At 38.2% G+C, this 16,334-nt stretch carries 15 protein-coding genes and 2 tRNA genes; 8 read left to right on the forward strand and 9 right to left on the reverse strand.

Features of this window, described 5'->3' with window-relative positions:
• Positions 1 to 483 precede the first annotated feature (483 nt).
• The 3 genes from ATS71_RS06755 to ATS71_RS06765 form a co-directional block, all read right to left on the reverse strand.
• Complete coding sequence (locus tag ATS71_RS06755) at positions 484 to 2,427, reverse strand: EAL domain-containing protein (protein ID WP_058404134.1); 1,944 nt, start codon at positions 2,425 to 2,427, stop codon at positions 484 to 486.
• 152 nt (positions 2,428 to 2,579) lie between these two features.
• Positions 2,580 to 2,656 (reverse strand) — tRNA-Asn (locus ATS71_RS06760).
• 21 nt (positions 2,657 to 2,677) lie between these two features.
• A tRNA-Asn gene (locus ATS71_RS06765) sits at positions 2,678 to 2,754 on the reverse strand.
• 1,053 nt (positions 2,755 to 3,807) lie between these two features.
• Here ATS71_RS06765 and ATS71_RS06770 point away from each other — a divergent pair.
• From ATS71_RS06770 to ATS71_RS06790, 5 genes are all read left to right on the forward strand, one after another.
• The gene (locus ATS71_RS06770) at positions 3,808 to 5,187 is read left to right on the forward strand and encodes an MATE family efflux transporter (protein WP_058404135.1); all 1,380 of its coding nucleotides are present in this window, start codon (positions 3,808 to 3,810) and stop codon (positions 5,185 to 5,187) included.
• Positions 5,184 to 7,178 (forward strand): excinuclease ABC subunit UvrB, encoded by a 1,995-nt coding sequence (gene uvrB / locus ATS71_RS06775; protein ID WP_058404136.1) that lies wholly within the window; start codon positions 5,184 to 5,186, stop codon positions 7,176 to 7,178. The genes ATS71_RS06770 and uvrB overlap by 4 nt, the downstream gene beginning before the upstream one ends.
• Before the next feature lie 3 nt (positions 7,179 to 7,181).
• Positions 7,182 to 8,120 (forward strand): class I SAM-dependent methyltransferase, encoded by a 939-nt coding sequence (locus tag ATS71_RS06780; RefSeq protein WP_058404137.1) that lies wholly within the window; start codon positions 7,182 to 7,184, stop codon positions 8,118 to 8,120.
• Positions 8,121 to 8,801: a tRNA (adenine(22)-N(1))-methyltransferase TrmK gene (locus tag ATS71_RS06785; RefSeq protein WP_058404138.1), complete on the forward strand. Its 681-nt coding sequence runs from the start codon at positions 8,121 to 8,123 to the stop codon at positions 8,799 to 8,801.
• A gap of 103 nt (positions 8,802 to 8,904) precedes the next feature.
• Positions 8,905 to 9,930: a hypothetical protein gene (locus ATS71_RS06790; RefSeq protein WP_058404139.1), complete on the forward strand. Its 1,026-nt coding sequence runs from the start codon at positions 8,905 to 8,907 to the stop codon at positions 9,928 to 9,930.
• Between the two features lie 34 nt (positions 9,931 to 9,964).
• On the opposite strand, the gene ATS71_RS06795 is transcribed toward ATS71_RS06790, so the two are convergent.
• Positions 9,965 to 10,207, reverse strand: coding sequence for a hypothetical protein (locus ATS71_RS06795; protein WP_006792318.1), 243 nt, complete (start codon positions 10,205 to 10,207; stop codon positions 9,965 to 9,967).
• A gap of 255 nt (positions 10,208 to 10,462) precedes the next feature.
• On the opposite strand from ATS71_RS06795, the gene ATS71_RS06800 reads away from it, so the two are divergent.
• Complete coding sequence (locus ATS71_RS06800; protein ID WP_058404140.1) at positions 10,463 to 10,912, forward strand: methyltransferase family protein; 450 nt, start codon at positions 10,463 to 10,465, stop codon at positions 10,910 to 10,912.
• Between the two features lie 111 nt (positions 10,913 to 11,023).
• Here the strand turns inward: ATS71_RS06800 and queC are convergent, their stop codons facing one another.
• Positions 11,024 to 11,680 carry a 7-cyano-7-deazaguanine synthase QueC gene (gene queC, locus ATS71_RS06805; RefSeq protein WP_006792320.1) on the reverse strand — a complete coding sequence of 219 codons (657 nt, stop codon included), beginning with the start codon at positions 11,678 to 11,680 and terminating at the stop codon, positions 11,024 to 11,026.
• A gap of 144 nt (positions 11,681 to 11,824) precedes the next feature.
• Here queC and queE point away from each other — a divergent pair, with 144 nt between their 5' ends.
• Positions 11,825 to 12,490, forward strand: a complete 666-nt coding sequence (gene queE / locus ATS71_RS06810; RefSeq protein WP_058404141.1) for a 7-carboxy-7-deazaguanine synthase QueE — start codon at positions 11,825 to 11,827, stop codon at positions 12,488 to 12,490.
• Positions 12,491 to 12,696: 206 nt separating this feature from the next.
• Here queE and ATS71_RS06815 read toward each other — a convergent pair whose 3' ends face one another.
• On the reverse strand, positions 12,697 to 12,954 hold the full coding sequence (locus ATS71_RS06815; protein WP_058404142.1) for a hypothetical protein: 258 nt from the start codon (positions 12,952 to 12,954) through the stop codon (positions 12,697 to 12,699).
• 127 nt (positions 12,955 to 13,081) lie between these two features.
• Here ATS71_RS06815 and ATS71_RS06820 point away from each other — a divergent pair, with 127 nt between their 5' ends.
• Entirely contained in the window at positions 13,082 to 14,659 is a 1,578-nt protein-coding gene (locus ATS71_RS06820) for a DUF4041 domain-containing protein (RefSeq protein WP_152995668.1), read from the forward strand.
• A 101-nt stretch (positions 14,660 to 14,760) separates the two neighbouring features.
• On the opposite strand, the gene ATS71_RS06825 is transcribed toward ATS71_RS06820, so the two are convergent.
• The 3 genes from ATS71_RS06825 to ATS71_RS06835 form a co-directional block, all read right to left on the reverse strand.
• Positions 14,761 to 14,979 (reverse strand): DUF6500 family protein, encoded by a 219-nt coding sequence (locus ATS71_RS06825; protein WP_058404143.1) that lies wholly within the window; start codon positions 14,977 to 14,979, stop codon positions 14,761 to 14,763.
• A 190-nt stretch (positions 14,980 to 15,169) separates the two neighbouring features.
• Positions 15,170 to 15,649 carry a thioredoxin-dependent thiol peroxidase gene (gene bcp / locus ATS71_RS06830; protein WP_058404144.1) on the reverse strand — a complete coding sequence of 160 codons (480 nt, stop codon included), beginning with the start codon at positions 15,647 to 15,649 and terminating at the stop codon, positions 15,170 to 15,172.
• Between the two features lie 9 nt (positions 15,650 to 15,658).
• Positions 15,659 to 16,192: a glycine cleavage system protein R gene (locus ATS71_RS06835; protein ID WP_058404145.1), complete on the reverse strand. Its 534-nt coding sequence runs from the start codon at positions 16,190 to 16,192 to the stop codon at positions 15,659 to 15,661.
• Positions 16,193 to 16,334: the final 142 nt, after the last annotated feature.

A 16,334-nucleotide genomic window follows, 5' to 3' on the forward strand; every position in this document is an offset into this window, starting at 1 on the left:
TCCAATCAATAACAATACATATTCAGTCATGCGAGCCTCGCGCTTTTAAAATCCCGTGTATTATCCTTTTTTCTGCCCTGATTAACAACATGTGCAGTGATTATCATTTAAATAATCACTATTAAATTAACCAGCAGCAGTACTGATGTAATAATACGATGATGTAGATGTGTTTTTTGCTTTAACAAGATGACTTTATCGATACTAATTCAAGAGTCATAATGATCACTATAGGCCAATACTGATAAGCAAAATACTTGATCAATTTGAAGGGTTAAACCTAAGGTTAACCGCTTTAGAATTTCAATAGTGAGTTATTACATGAAATGGTTTGGCTAAATGAGGGCCAGATTTAATTGCCCTAAAATAGGTCGCCACATCAAGTACGTTAATATAAGTTATCGCTATAAATAGGGTAGGTGTTACTTAAATTGGTTACATAAACAAAAAAGAGCAACGAGTGCTCTTTTTTTTAATGAGGAATTAAATATCTTTCGGTTTTTCTATGTAATAGCCTTGTACGCCATCTAAACACAAAGTTTCTATTATGTGTTTTTCTTCTTGGCTCTCTACACCTTCGGCGAATACACTCACCCCAATTCTGTGTGCTAGGTCTACCATTAAACGCATAAAGTATTGATTGTTTTTATCGTCCTCTAAGCCGCGAGTGTAACTGGCATCCATTTTTATAAAGTCAGGCTTTAAGTCTCGGAAAAATTTGAACGACGTTAAACCAACACCAAATCGTTCAACGGTAATACGTGCACCTACTCGGTGAATCATATCAATAAAGCGCTTACTGGCTTTAATGTTTTGTTGTAAACCAAATTCGCTTACTTCAAAAACGAGTTTAGAGGCAATGTGCGTATCTTTTAATAGGCGGCGTTCTAACCAAATAACAAATTGGTCGTTATGTGCACTTGAGGCCGTTACATTTAAACCAAAAAACTTTTCAGACAAATTACGGCTTTTTACTTTTTCAAGCGATGAATCAATAATAAGGCGGTCAATTTCAATTGCCATATCGAGTTTTTCGGCCATAGCTAAAAACGACGCTGTAGGAAGCATTTGGTTATCTTCAGTTTTAAACCTCACCTGAATTTCGGCGTACGCCTTAATACTTTTCCCTAGGGGCATTATATTTTGCATGACTAAATGCACACGTTTTGACTCAATAACTTCATTTATTACTTTACGCCAGTTTTGGTTACCAAAGCCTGCGCTTACATTATTAACTAAGTCGGTTTCGCGTTGTACATGCCACGCATTAGTTTGTTTAGACTGGGCCATACTCATTGCGTTATCAACCACCGAAAGTAGCTCGCCTAATGGTTTGCCTTTTTCATAACCCACAATGCCAGTATTAGCCACAGAGCTTAGTTCTTGGTTTTGTTGATATTGAGTAAAACGAGACTGTAAGTTTTCACCAAAACGCTCAGCTTCTTTAAGAGGGGTGTGAGGTAAAATAACTGCAAAGTCTGAGCTGTTTAGCCTAAACAATTGGCTGCCTGTATAAGTACCACTTAAGTGTTTAATTATATCAGCAACACCCCTTACGTACTCGTCACCTTTTTGGTAGCCACGGCTTTGGTTAATTGCTTGTAACTCGCTACAGCGCACCATAGCTAACGAACCAAACGTACTTTGCTCGCAATTTTCAATGTGTTTTTCGTAATACTCAACAAACATATTGCGGTTACCTAAAGAGGTAATGACATCTTTGTAGGCTTCTTGTTTTATGCTCATTGCTGCATTTTGTATATCTTGGGTTTTCGACTTTAAAAAATGCGATAACCGATTAAAGCTGGGCACCAAGTCTTTGCCTAATTTTTTAAGACTAGAGCTATCAAGGGCTGTTTGCAGGTCATTATCAATTTGGTTTTGATTAATATATATATCAATAATATCAGAAACGGTGGTGCTGATATTCTTATTAAGCTGATAAAAAATCGACTTAAGTAATATAATAGGGATGATCACCAACACGGCAGAAATAAGTATAACTATAAAGAGGGCGGTTTGAACTTGTTCGGCTAACTGTCGGATGTTGAGTGTAAACTCTACTTTGACGTCTGCCGCATCATTTACTGCAAATTGTGGGCGTAAAGAATTAAATTGAGACTGAATAAACTCTGCGAACGCTGGTAGCTCTGACGACGAATTGATACTAAATATTTCAGCGCCTTGGTAATCTCTAAGCGTAAAGTTTGAAAAGGTGTTGCCGTTAGCAATTGACTTTTTTAAGTTTTCAGCAGAAATGTCGTCTATGGAAAGCTCATTTATATATTTAGTTACAGTAACCTGGGCATCTTTTTGTGCTTCACTAACAGCATTGTCAAAGCCGACCGAAATAAAGTAGCTTCCAGCTGCAACACACAATAACCAAGATATTATTTGTATTAAAATAAGTTTTTTAAATCCAGCCATTTTTTTCAATCTTTTAGGTATTACAGAAGGAAAGGAATCAAGTCCTTGATTATTTAACTAAATGCAACATTTAATAGTTTTTAATCAATGTTTTAGTTCTAGGGTAGAAGGGTAGTGGAAATAGGAATAAATGTCTATGGAATTCTTAGAATTGGCTCCCCCTCCCCGACTCGAACGGGGGACCTGCGGATTAACAGTCCGTCGCTCTAACCAACTGAGCTAAGGGGGAACTACATCATATACATAAACTTGGCTCCCCCTCCCCGACTCGAACGGGGGACCTGCGGATTAACAGTCCGTCGCTCTAACCAACTGAGCTAAGGGGGAAGCGTCTTGCCTTTCAACGGGGCGAAATATTAATGACCGCGCTGCAAAGTGTCAACATATAAAAGTCATAAATTAAAAAAAGAGGTTTATTCGTTGTTTTTATGTGCAATCTGCGTGTTTTATAGCTTTGTTTTAAGCACTTCATTGGCATTTTTATAAAACCGTTACTAACAAAATAACTTTTTGTGATCGTTTAGTACTGTTGGTTGAGTAAATAAAATACAAAGTTAAAGTGATTTATCACGCGTAAAACTCAAAAAACAAAATTAACTGTTTAGGCCTATTAGTTAATTAATTCTGTAATATTAATGTTAGGGTATTTTTTATTCGGTATTACTTTACTGATAAACACGTTGTTTAATTGTGTGCAATTATGAAGTGTAAACATTTAAATAAATAAAGTCCTGCATGTTCATAAAGAACACAATCAATAACTTGTAACTACATACGCATGCGTTAATGCGTGGTCACAGGGCTGTCGAAATTTAAAAATATTAACCTAGGTTAATTTGTCGGCTAAGGTTACAAAAGCATTAAAATGTAAATCCTTCATTTGGTCAGACCTGCACGTAAAATGTATGTCGCTTGAAGCCTTTATAAATGCGGCCTTGAATGAGTTATCCACGGTTTCTGTGGATAACTCTGTTTATGAAACTTTAAGAACATCAGCAGCACCAGTATTTTAGAGTGCTACAACGATTTCAAGCTTTTAAATCATTATTTTTATTTTAAATAAAAACAGTAGCTTAGCGTTTTAGGCTTGCAGTGTGTTATTCGATGAGAGTAACTTTTCGTTACGATAAATCAAAGTGTCGAATTGTGTAAAAAACCGACAGGTAAACCGTGTGTTTTGTAATAAAAGTAGCAAAAATGTGTCTTAATTGTTTTTTGATGCATTAAGGCCTTGTTTTAGCAAAAACGTATAAAAAGTGATGTTTACTCCATACGCTCTTTTTATTGGGTGTGCCTGTGTAAAATGTAGTGATAAATCCGTGGCTTGAATTGCCCTGATGCTTTAAAATGATCAACTCAGTAAAAGAGGCCATTTATTCCATGCGCGCAATTTCAAATACGAAGACTCGCCCAGATTTACTCAACGATCCCATTATGCCAACGTTGAAAATAATGACTGTTCCGATGATCTTCGGCATGATCATGTTAATGATGTTTAATATAGTTGATACCTTCTTTATCAGTTTGTTGGGTACAGAGCCTCTCGCTGCAGTGAGTTTTACTTTTCCAGTCACCTTTACCGTAATTAGCTTAGCTATTGGTTTAGGCATAGGCACTTCAGCTGTCATTGCAAAAGCGTTAGGCAGCAACAAGATAGATGAAGCTCGTTTTGACGCCAGCATCTCTATATTAGTGGCTGTTGTGTTGGTGCTTATATTATCGTTTATAGGCTATTTACTTATTGACCCGGTATTTACGTTACTGGGTGCAGGACAGCAGGTGCTTCCTTTAATACATGAATACATGAATGTGTGGTTTATTGGCAGTGTATTTTTAATCACACCCATGATTGGGAACTCTGTATTACGTGCCAGTGGCGATACTAAAACTCCCAGTATTGTAATGGGAGGAGCAGGGCTTATAAATGCAATACTCGACCCCATGCTTATATTCGGTTTTGGTCCTATACCTGCAATGGGTATACAAGGCGCAGCCATTGCAAGTGTAATAGCTTGGGCTGTAGCTGTTGTCATTATTTTATATATTTTAATAGCAAGAAAACGGTTACTTAGTTTAAAAGTTGGCTCACAAACAGTTATGGGGTCAATCCGCAAAATATTAAAAATAGGTGTACCTGCCGCAAGTGCTAATATGCTTACACCAATTGCAATGGCGGTAATGACGGCACTTGTTGCTAATCATGGTCCTGAGGCCGTTGCCGCGTTTGGTGTTGGTAGTAGAATAGAGTCTATTGCAAGTATTTTAGTGCTTGCCTTATCAATGACACTCCCGCCATTTGTAAGCCAAAACTTCGGTGCTGGAAAATTATGTAGAGTTAAAGACGCATACATAGGGACGTTGAAGTTTGTGATGGTTTGGCAATTTATTATTTACGTTTTGCTGATTATTTTTTCTGGAGTAATAAGCCAGATATTTGGTAAAGAGCAGGCAGTAATAGATGTAATTAAGCTCTTTATTTACTCCATACCATTAAGTTATGGTTTTCAAGGTGTGATCATATTATCAAATTCATCGTTTAATGCTTTGCACAAACCAATGAATGCATTGTTTTTAAGTATTATACGTTTATTTATTTTTTATGTTCCGTTTGCTTACTTAGGCAGTCATTTTGCAGGGTTGACGGGGTTATTTATTGGTGCGGCGGTAGGTAATTTATTTACCGCGTTTGTAGCGTATAAATGGTTTATAAAAGAGCTTGAGTCATTGAGCAGTCAGTCATTACAGGAGTGCAATAATTGAGCGATCATTTTCAGTTAAAATCACAGTTTCAACCAGCAGGGGACCAACCTACTGCAATAAAGCAATTATGTGAAGGTTTAGAAGCCGGGCTTGCTCATCAAACATTGTTAGGGGCAACAGGTACGGGGAAAACCTTTACCATGGCTAATATAATTAACGATTTGAACCGCCCGACAATTATAATGGCGCACAACAAAACGTTGGCTGCGCAGCTTTATGGTGAAATGAAAGAGTTTTTTCCTAAAAATGCCGTTGAATATTTTGTTTCTTATTACGACTACTACCAGCCTGAAGCGTACGTTGTATCGAGCGATACCTTTATTGAAAAAGACGCATCCATCAATGAGCACATTGAGCAGATGCGATTAAGCGCAACCAAAGCATTACTTGAACGCCGTGATACTATTATTGTTGCGTCGGTTTCGGCTATTTATGGTTTGGGTGACCCCCAGTCATACATGAAAATGATGTTGCTTTTAAAAGTAGGTGAAAAAGTTGATCAACGCGATATGCTTCGCCGTTTAGCCGAAATACAATATACTCGTAATGACATAGAGTTTAGTCGTGGTACTTACCGAGTTCGCGGCGAAGTGGTCGACATATTCCCGGCAGAGTCAGAAACATACGCAGTGCGAGTAGAAATGTTTGACGACGAGATAGAGCGTTTAAGTATTTTTGACCCGCTAACAGGGGCTGTTGAAAAACATATTGTGCGCGCCACTATTTACCCTAAAACGCACTATGTAACTCCGCGTGAGAAAATTCTTGGCGCAATCGAAAATATAAAAATAGAACTAAAAGATAGAAGAGCTCAATTACTCAGTGCCAATAAATTAGTAGAAGAGCAGCGCATTGCGCAGCGTACTCAGTACGACATAGAAATGATGACCGAGTTGGGTTATTGCTCGGGAATAGAAAACTACAGTCGTTATTTATCGGGGCGTACCCCCGGCGATCCGCCGCCAACCTTGCTTGATTATCTTCCTGATGACGCATTAATGATTATTGATGAATCGCATGTAACGGTATCGCAAATTGGCGCTATGTATAAAGGCGACAGAAGCCGTAAAGAAAACCTTGTAGAGTATGGTTTTAGAATGCCCTCAGCTATGGATAACCGACCCCTTAGGTTTGAAGAGTTTGAAGCCATTGCACCGCAAACCATTTATGTATCGGCAACGCCTGGCGACTTTGAAATGGAGCGAAGTGGTGGGGAAGTTGCAGAGCAAATTATTCGTCCAACAGGGCTTTTAGATCCGCTTATTGAAGTGAGACCCGTTGGCGACCAAGTTGATGACTTGCTGTCAGAAATATATCAATGCGTTGAAAAAGGTGAGCGAGTATTAGTTACTACACTGACAAAACGCATGTCAGAAGATTTAACCGATTATTTAAGCGAACACGGCGTAAAAGTGCGCTACCTGCATTCAGACATCGATACCGTAGAGCGGGTAGAAATAATTCGCGACTTACGCGCCGGTGTATTCGATGTGTTAGTGGGTATTAACTTACTAAGGGAGGGCTTAGATATGCCAGAAGTGGCATTGGTTGCCATACTTGATGCCGACAAAGAAGGCTTTTTACGCTCAGCCCGTTCGCTCATTCAGACCATTGGTCGAGCTGCGCGTCATTTGGATGGGCGTGCTATTTTATATGGCGATAAAGTCACAAAATCAATGGCAAAAGCAATAGATGAGACAAGTCGCAGACGCGAAATTCAGCATCAATACAATTTAGACAACGGCATAGAGCCACGTGCATTGGCTAAAAAGATTCTTGATGTGATGGATGTAGGCGAAGAGGCTGGCCCTAAAGATAACCTTCAGCTTATTCGCAAAGAATCTAAAAAGGTACTTAGCGCGAAAGAAATTGCAACGCAAATTAAGCAACTTGAAACTAAAATGCACGCGTATGCGAGCAACTTAGAATTTGAAAAAGCAGGCTCTGTGCGCGACGAAATACACGAACTACAACAACAGTTGATTAATTAAAAAATGACTACAAATTTTACGCCTCTGATTATGGCACTTGAAAGCGCCCCTATTTTAAATAACGAATTGTGTCGTGTTTTTCATGGGCGAGGCCATAGTGTTGAGGCATTAAGCCACTTAAATTTAGATTTTTATCCACCAAGCTTATTTTTAGTATCGTACGATGAGATAGACGAAAAAACGCTTCATCAGTTAACCGAAACGCTTTGGCAATGGGCGCAAGCACACCACCCAGAATTAATTACCTCGCTTGTTTATCAGCAACGCGCGGGTGTGCAAAGTCAAAACACAGTCATGTTTGGAACGCTCCCTAATAAGCATACAGTAACCGAAAACGGAATTCGCTTTTTAGTCGATTTGCAAAGCCGCCAAAATACAGGGATTTTTCCTGATATGCGAAGCGGCCGCGAGTTTGTAATGGCTAATAGTAAGCATGGCAAAGTACTTAATTTATTTTCGTACACGTGCGGTTTTTCGTTAGCAGCAATGCAAGGCGGTGCCGATCATGTAATGAATATGGATATGAGTAAAGGGGTACTTAAAGTAGGTAAGCAAAACCATCAGTTAAATGGTTTTGACAAAGGGGTGAGTTACTTACCTCACGATATTTTAAAGTCGTTTGGTAAATTAAAAAAAGCAGCCCCGTTTGATTTAATTATTGTCGATCCGCCAAGTTTTCAAAAAGGCAGCTTTATTTTAACCAAAGACTACCAAAAAGTGCTTCGCAGGCTTCCAGAGTTACTTAATCAAACAACAAAATTGCTTTTATGCGCCAATAGCCCCGAGCTCTCAGAGGATGCATTTAAAGCCCTGATTGACGAGCACACACAAGGTGCGATTACATTCGTAGAACGCCTTGCACCTACCGACCGCTTTATTGAAATAGACAGTGATAAAAGTTTAAAAGCGCTCGTCTATAAAATGTCACATTCGCCTGATTAAATGAAACTCAGTAAACGACTGACTGCGATTGATGCGCTTATAACACGCCAGCAAAACACTATTTGGGATTGTTGCTGCGATCATGGTTATTTAGGTATGGCTTTGTTGAAGCGCTCAGCTGCCGATAAAGTCATGTTTGTTGATATTTTGTCTAATGTGATGACCGATTTAGAAGCGCGATTAACCCATAATAAAAAATTTAGGGTGCCTGGTAATAAAAAGCCAGAATGGCAGGTCTTGTGTCAGGACGTTGGAAGTATAAAGCTGGATGATGTAAAAAATCAGGTCGTTGTTATAGCCGGTATTGGTGGTGAATTAGCGCTGCGTTTGGTGAAGCAAATAATAGCGAATAACTCACCAGAGCGTTTACAGCATGTGCGTTTTATTTTATGCCCAATTCACCATACTTATTTACTGCGCAGTGGTTTACACTCGCTTAATTTGGGTTTGCATAGCGAGCAAATTATTAGTGACAAAAACCGTGTTTATGAACTCCTAGAGGTTAGCTTTAAAAGCAGCCAACCGGTGAGTAAAACAGGTGATGCCATGTGGGACTTAAATGATAAACAGCATACGGCTTACATTCAACGACTATTAAATCATTATAATAAAATGCTCAATAAAGATGAGCTTTATTATCAAAAAGTTATAAGCGACTATCAAAGCCTTTACGATAGTTAAAAAAGCCCAATTTTGTCGGGCGGCTGTGATCTAATTACATAACAAAACACGTAATGTAAACACAGTTAATATCTTGCCCAGTGCGAGTTTATTTGGTTTATTTATGTCAGATAAAAATAGTCACCTAAATACGTTACTCAGTAACGACAAAAAATGGCAACATAGTTACGAGCAGCCAATCCCGTATGCGCCGCTTGTACAATTAGCGAATAATAATTGGGTAGTTCCACAGCATTTTTTACGTTACAAACATACGCTTGAAAGTGTGAACGAAGTGCTCGAAAGTATTGAGTTTTCAGCGCATTTTAGAGTGCTTGCCGCTCAAAAAGGTGATGAGATATACCTTCAAGTTGCGGTGCTCAGCCCTGACAACTACAAAAAAAGTGGTCATCAAAATACCGACAAAGCAAAAAAACTGCTTTTTGGTAGACGCTGGATTGTAGAAGAAAACTTACCTACGTCAGAACTTATTCAAACGGCATTTTTGGCTTTAAAAGTGGCGCGTGAGCACGAAGTGAGAGAGTTATTCCAGTTAAAACAAAATGGTGCAATAAGCACACCGTTTAATAACCATCACGATTTACCCGTCATGGCGCAAAACCCAGAGTTAGTTTTACACACGCACCATAGCGATAATATTAGCGATTTGGTGAGCCGCATTGTGTTTGCTGATTCGGCTGTTGAACTAACAGGTTATCAAGCCATTACTGACGAGCAACATTTGTATACAGTAAAATTGCATTGTGATGGCGCTCAGTTGAGTGAGTTTAACAATAAATCCATCGCGTTTTTGACTACGGGGTCGTCAAGTAACCATTTTTTACACGGTTTTATCACCGCTTTAGTTAACACGAGCAATGACTATGTGAGCGAGCAATTTAAATATCAAGGGTTTGCCCGATTTAGTAAAAACGTGGCAGTAGAGAACATTGGTAAGTTAAGTATTGCAATGCGTTCCCCCAGTACAGTTGATTTGTGCTCAATGGGTAAGCAAGAAGCCAATCAATTAAACTTTGAAATAGACAGTGGGCGTGCACCTCAAGGGTGTGGACAAGCTATAGGTGGGTTTTTAGCAGCCCATGGAATAGAGCAACCAGAAAATGCCCATCTGTATCCAAATTACCTTTAACAAATTTAGCTAACGAGTAAGCGTTTAATAACGCTTACAGTTTATTGATCTCTTGCTTAACGTTAAAGCTTGAGTCAGTCACAATGGCTTCAAGTGTTTGTACACGTTCTCTTAGTGCAACCACTTCTGCTTTTGTTTCGGCAAGTTGTTTATGAGCGTCACTATTATTGTTTTGCATTTTATGTTTAAACTCTAAATGCTTTTTATACATATCGTAAACCACACCCGAACCCACAGATATAAGCACAATAAGTACAATCATCGTAGTACCAGACATAACTATATTCCTTTTTAATTTTATTTATTAAAGTATACGCTTTCCCCACTTTAGTTAAAGCTGACAATTGTAACTTTATTTGTAAAGAGCTGTACGGTGAAATTAACCGCTTAATACTATGGCTAAATACGCATACACAAATACTTACGTGTGGTGTTCATACTTTATACAGTAACAGGGTTGTTTAATATGAAATTAATCGCCATATAGTTATTAACATATTATTTTATAAACTAATTTTATCAGTGAGTTATTATGCTAAATAATAAAATTCCCCCGGTTATCGTTGTTCTATTTTTTGCAGGCATTATGGCGCTCATAGCGCATTACAGTGTCATAGACTTCACTGTGTTTGTTGCCTATTTAGCGGCAAGTTTAGTTATTATTGGGTGCGTAAGTTGTGTTGCAGGTGTAGTGAGCTTTAAGTTAGCTAAAACCACAGTGAATCCCAGTAAACCAGAACAGGCATCAAAATTAGTTACCAGCGGTATTTACCGTATTTCACGTAACCCAATGTATTTAGGGTTTGCATTTATTTTAGCTGGCTGGGGCGTGTGGTTAAGTTCAGTTTGGGCAATGCTAGGTGTTGTTGGCTTTATTGGTTATTTAACGTTGTTTCAAATAATACCAGAAGAACGTGCGCTTACTAAATTATTTGGTGAAGAATTTACTGCCTACAAAGCACGCGTAAGGCGCTGGTTGTAATTTTTAAAAGGTTTTTTTAATTTTACGCTGTGTAATTAAATGCTATGCAATAAAAAAGGCTACGTAACATAGCCTTTTTTATTTAACCCTAAATAACTATTTATTTGTTGCTTATTCGTATTCTAATGGGTCTGTAATATTATTAAGTGCAAATGCTTCTAAACGTTCTTGGCACGCACCGCACTTTCCACAGGCCTTTTCACGGCCGTTATAGCACGTCCATGTTTGGCTGTAATCTAAACCCATTTTTATGCCATCGGTTAAAATATCAATTTTGGTATTATTTAAATACGGGCTAAAAATTTCCACTGCATCGTAGTTTGCAATACGACATACATCATCCATTTTTTGCACAAATTCAGGACGGCAATCGGGGTAAATAGCATGATCCCCAGAATGAGCACCGTAATAAACTTGGCTTGCTTTAAGTGATACCGCGTAACCAACAGCAAGCGAGAGCAAAATCATATTACGATTTGGCACAATCGTGCTCTTCATGCTTTCTTCTTCGTAATGACCTTCTGGCACGTCAATGTTATCGGTTAACGACGAACCACCAATAAGCTGATTGATAGCCGAAATATCCACAATTTTGTGCGGAACATTAAGTTTTTCACACACTTGCGCAGCCACTTTAAGCTCTTTTACATGACGCTGACCATAGTCAAACGAAAGGGCATATACATCATGGCCTTGCTGCAGGGCTTTATTTAATACGGTAAATGAGTCCATACCGCCGGAATAAATAACAACTACTTTTTGCGTCATATCTGTTTTGCTCTTAGTTTTAATAGAGGTTTATATCAGGGCGCGATATACTACACGGCCGCAGCTTAAATAACAATTTTTGCACAGCGCTTTTTCGTCTTTAATAGTAGCAATTTGGCTACTAGGTAGTAAGTGAGATCTCTTTTGTACAAAATTAATGAAGTGTTTGAAACCATCCAAGGTGAAGCAAGTTTTACTGGCACACCCTCAATATTTTTGCGCTTGCAAGGTTGCCCAGTCGGTTGCTCGTGGTGTGATACTAAACAAACCTGGGATGTAGACAACGTATACAAAGTATCACTTGATGAAACCGTAGAAAAAAAAGCCGACTCAGATCACTGGGCCGATGCCAGCGCAGAGCAAGTACTCGCGTTATTTAAATCACGTGGTTATACCGCAAAGCACGTAGTAATTACCGGCGGCGAGCCATGCATGTTTGATTTAAACCCAGTATGTAACTTATTACACGAACACGGTTTTAGCACCCAAATAGAAACCAGCGGCACGTTTGAAATACTTGCCCCTGAGCAAACATGGGTGACAGTATCGCCAAAGATAAACATGCGCGGCGGTTACGAAGTACTTACCAGCGCTATGAAGCGGGCTAACGAAATTAAGCACCCAATAGCCATGCAAAAGCACGTAGAGGAGCTTGAAGCATTATTTGCTAAAACAGGGGTTAACCCTAAGCTTGTTTACTTACAGCCAATCAGCCAAAAAGTATCAGCAACCAAATTAGCCATCGATACCTGTATTGCCAAAAACTGGCGCTTATCAATCCAAGTGCATAAGTATTTAGGAATTAGTTAAAGCGCAAAGGCGGCTTTAAGTGGTTAGCTGTAAGCGATAAGCTGTTCGGCGTTAAGTTATATTCTGTAGATAAAAGGTTGGGTTGAGTGAAACGAAACCCAACACAGCAACTTCAATGCTCACTCTTTCCAAGCACTCTTTATATCAAACTCTAACAAGCTTATTTAAACACGTAGGTCGGATAAGCGAAGCGCCATCCGACAAGGCTAGTTAATTTCTTCCTCGCAGTGATAGCACTTATTTGTTGGAAGGCGATAGCCTTTAGCCGATTGCATTACTTGGTTTTTCTTACACTTTGGGCAGAAGTAATTAATAACATTAACAATTAGTACGATTGCAAAAATAAAACCGCCAATATAAAACGGGTTTGCATAAAACTGATTACTTGCCGGCGAAAACTGAAACCCGATAATACATGTGATTAAAGCCACTAAATACGCTTTAAACCTAACTGCCTTTTTCAAATTTAAATCCTTATATTTTATTCTTAATATGTTTTTATCAAATAGGTTGGTGTTTAGCCATTTAAGTTTAAATAAAATTGAGAGACTGTGTTACGGTTTGTAGTAAATTTAATAAAAGGATTTAGACATGGAGCTTCTTATTTCAATACTCGCATTTTTAGTTTTAATCATTTGTTTTAGTTGGTATAGCATGATTAAAAATCTAAAACAGCAATCTAAAAAAAATATAGATTCATTGAATGATAAGCTTGATGTGTTAAGAGCAGAAGTTAAGAACACATCAATGAAAAATAAAGAGCTACTTGATAAATATAGCCCAATTATTCAAGCAGAAAACTATATTAAAGACCTTTTAGAAGAAGCTGAGTTGAAAGCAGAGACTATCAAACAAAATGCAATGAATTTAGCAAATGACATTGAAACAGAAGCTGCTACTACAAGAGAAACACTGAAAGGGTACAAAGCCGAAGGGAAACAAAAGCTTAAAGAAGCAAAAGAAAAAGCTGAAAAAATTCGTTTCGATGCAAATCAAGAAGCTGACCGAATTACATTATTTGCAGCTCAGCAAGCTAAAGAAATCGCAGGTGACGCTTATGAAGCAAAAGAGAAAGCTGATATCTATGAGCAAGCAATTAAAGCTATGCGAAACACTATAGATGGGTATAAAGATGATTATATAATCCCAAATCACTCAGTTTTAGATGACTTAGCTGATGAATTTAGCCATAAAGAGGCTGGAGCCGAGTTGAAATTGATACGGCAAAATATCCGTCAAATGGTTAAAGATGGTTTTGCAGGTGATTGCGATTATGTTGAGCAGCATAGAAAAACTTACGCAATACATTTTGTGGTTGATGCATTTAATGGCAAAGTAGATAGTGCATTGTCAAAAGTAAAACACGACAACTTTGGCAAGATAAACCAAGAAATTTTAGATGCCTTTGCACTAGTAAATCACAATGGCGTACCGTTTCGAAAAGCTCGGATTAATGAAAAGTATTTAAACGCACGTTTAACAGAGCTTAAGTGGGCGGTAGCTGCGAGTGAACTTAAAAGAATTGAGCGAGAAGAGCAGGCCGAAATTCGAGCACAAATTCGTGAAGAAGAAAAGGCTCTACGAGATATAGAAAAAGCAAAAAAAGAAGCCGAGAAAGAAGAGCGATTAATTCAAAAAGCACTAAAAAAAGTTAGAGAAGAGCTTTTAGCTGCTAACGATGAGCAAAAGGCCGATTACGAAGCAAAACTATATGATTTAGAAAATCAATTAAAAGAAGCTGAAGAAAAAGGGCAGCGTGCGCTATCAATGGCACAACAGACTAGACGTGGTCATGTTTATGTTATCAGTAACATCGGCAGTTTTGGTGAAGAGGTATTTAAAATAGGTATGACGAGAAGGTTAGAACCCATGGACCGTGTTAAGGAGCTTGGTGATGCATCGGTTCCATTTTCTTTTGATGTTCATGCAATGATCTTTAGTGAAGACGCACCAACCTTGGAAAAAGAACTTCATCGTCGTTTCGATTTATGCTCAGTGAATAAGGTTAACTCAAGAAAAGAGTTCTTTAAAACAACGATATCTGAAGTGAAGCAAGCGGTAGAGGTTAATGGTATTTTAGATGTTCATTGGACGTTGAAAGCAGAAGCTGCCGAGTATCGTGAAAGTCTATCCATAGAGAATAATATGCGAGAAAAAGTAACCCTATAAAACTTTTACAGTAGAACATATTGCTGTATTTAGAAGCTTTAATTCGCGCTTTTAATTATTGCTTAAAGCATTATGCACATCGAATATGAGCACTTGGGGGCTTATAAATTATTCAGCACCATTTGTTTTATTTTATGAGCTTTTACAAAGTGATCTAATTGATGGGTTTGAATCCACCAAGTAGCAGCTTCCATTAAAAGTTCAGGATTGTTGTTTTTATTAGCAAAAAAAGCATAGAAAGATAGGCCTACATTATCACCTTTACTGGCAATTTTTTTATCACATACTTCAATAATTTTAGTTCTTAATTCTTGTCTCATAAATAAGTAACCTAATAGATCGTATTGGTGAAAACAAAAAGGGACAAACTGTAACTTCAAATTCAAAACTAGCAATTGTTTATTTATCTCTCGAAGATACTTTATTTAACCTGGATATTTAGAAAATAACATAAAAAAGCGCTGCTCTAGGGCAACGCTTTATGTATTTTTTTGGTAGTAATTAGCTAGCTTATTCTGCTGCCAAATAATCAAGCACCACTTGGTGATGATCTTTGGTTTTAAACTTATCAAATAAGTGTTTAATTTTACCGTCTTGGCCTACTAAAAATGTTAGGCGGTGAATGCCATCGTATTCTTTACCCATAAATTTTTTGTAGCCCCATACACCAAATGCTTCTGCAATGGCGTGATCTTCATCGGCTAATAAATCAAAGTTAAGCTCTTTTTTAGTTTCAAAGTTTTTAAGGCGCTTAATTGGATCTGGGCTAATGCCTACAACACGCGTGTTAAATTTAGCAAGCTCGTCTTGTTGGTCGCGCAGGTTTTCTGCTTGTACGGTACAACCCGGAGTAGAAGCTTTAGGATAAAAGTACACAAGTACTTGTTGCTCTTTTAACAATTCACTTAAAGTGATTGTTTCGTCGTTTTGGTTTTGTAAGCTAAAAGCGGGTGCTGTATCACCAGCTTGTAATGGACTAATTGTGTTCATGCTATTTCCTTAACGAATGCGTTTAAAAATATAATCTACGTTTAGGGTATGAGAAAGGCTCTCAAAACTAATTTTAAATTTATCTATGTCTACATCTATTGGGATATTAAATTCTACTTCACAGCGCATTTTTGTGTCAGTTTCTTCGTTAAACGTATCTGACTTTAAGGAACAAATGCTGATGTGGTTATCGGCAAAAAAGCGTGTCACTTTGCTTAGTGTGCCCGGGGTGTCTATACCTGTGTATTCGAGCGTATAGCCGGCACAAAACTCGCCAGGGGTATGGCTTGTAGTGCGTTTCATCATGGTTAGCAGGCCAAGTTCCATTGCTTTGGTTGGTAACACGTGTTCAATGCGGCTTATGGCCGACATGTCACCATGCAATAACATTATAAAGGTAAACTCACAGCCTAAAATGGCAATGCGGCTGTCTATAATATTACAATGGCAGTCGCTGACTAATTGCGTAAGCTCACTGACAATACCCGGCCTGTCTTCGCCGATAGCGGTTAACACAATTTGATGATTTGAAAATGCAGTCATGGGTTAAAATACCTAAGTTACAAGGGTTATAACAACGCAATGGATAACACTACTAAATACACTCGAGGACGTGCTCGGCGGCGAAGTTTAACACAAAACGATGTGTAAACTATAATGCGGGCTAATTAAGCGCGTTTAAAGT

The organism is Pseudoalteromonas sp. H71 (assembly GCF_001468485.1).
Classification (GTDB): Bacteria; Pseudomonadota; Gammaproteobacteria; order Enterobacterales; family Alteromonadaceae; genus Pseudoalteromonas.

Coding starts and splice junctions, on each gene's coding strand:
- ATS71_RS06800 (WP_058404140.1), top strand. CDS start 10,463: ATGCTAAATAATAAAATTCCCCCGGTTATCGTTGTTCTATTTTTTGCA.
- ATS71_RS06780 (WP_058404137.1), top strand. CDS start 7,182: ATGACTACAAATTTTACGCCTCTGATTATGGCACTTGAAAGCGCCCCT.
- ATS71_RS06770 (WP_058404135.1), top strand. CDS start 3,808: ATGCGCGCAATTTCAAATACGAAGACTCGCCCAGATTTACTCAACGAT.
- ATS71_RS06820 (WP_152995668.1), top strand. CDS start 13,082: ATGGAGCTTCTTATTTCAATACTCGCATTTTTAGTTTTAATCATTTGT.
- ATS71_RS06795 (WP_006792318.1), bottom strand. CDS start 10,207: ATGTCTGGTACTACGATGATTGTACTTATTGTGCTTATATCTGTGGGT.
- ATS71_RS06755 (WP_058404134.1), bottom strand. CDS start 2,427: ATGGCTGGATTTAAAAAACTTATTTTAATACAAATAATATCTTGGTTA.
- bcp (WP_058404144.1), bottom strand. CDS start 15,649: ATGAACACAATTAGTCCATTACAAGCTGGTGATACAGCACCCGCTTTT.
- ATS71_RS06825 (WP_058404143.1), bottom strand. CDS start 14,979: ATGAGACAAGAATTAAGAACTAAAATTATTGAAGTATGTGATAAAAAA.
- ATS71_RS06785 (WP_058404138.1), top strand. CDS start 8,121: ATGAAACTCAGTAAACGACTGACTGCGATTGATGCGCTTATAACACGC.
- ATS71_RS06790 (WP_058404139.1), top strand. CDS start 8,905: ATGTCAGATAAAAATAGTCACCTAAATACGTTACTCAGTAACGACAAA.
- ATS71_RS06835 (WP_058404145.1), bottom strand. CDS start 16,192: ATGACTGCATTTTCAAATCATCAAATTGTGTTAACCGCTATCGGCGAA.
- queC (WP_006792320.1), bottom strand. CDS start 11,680: ATGACGCAAAAAGTAGTTGTTATTTATTCCGGCGGTATGGACTCATTT.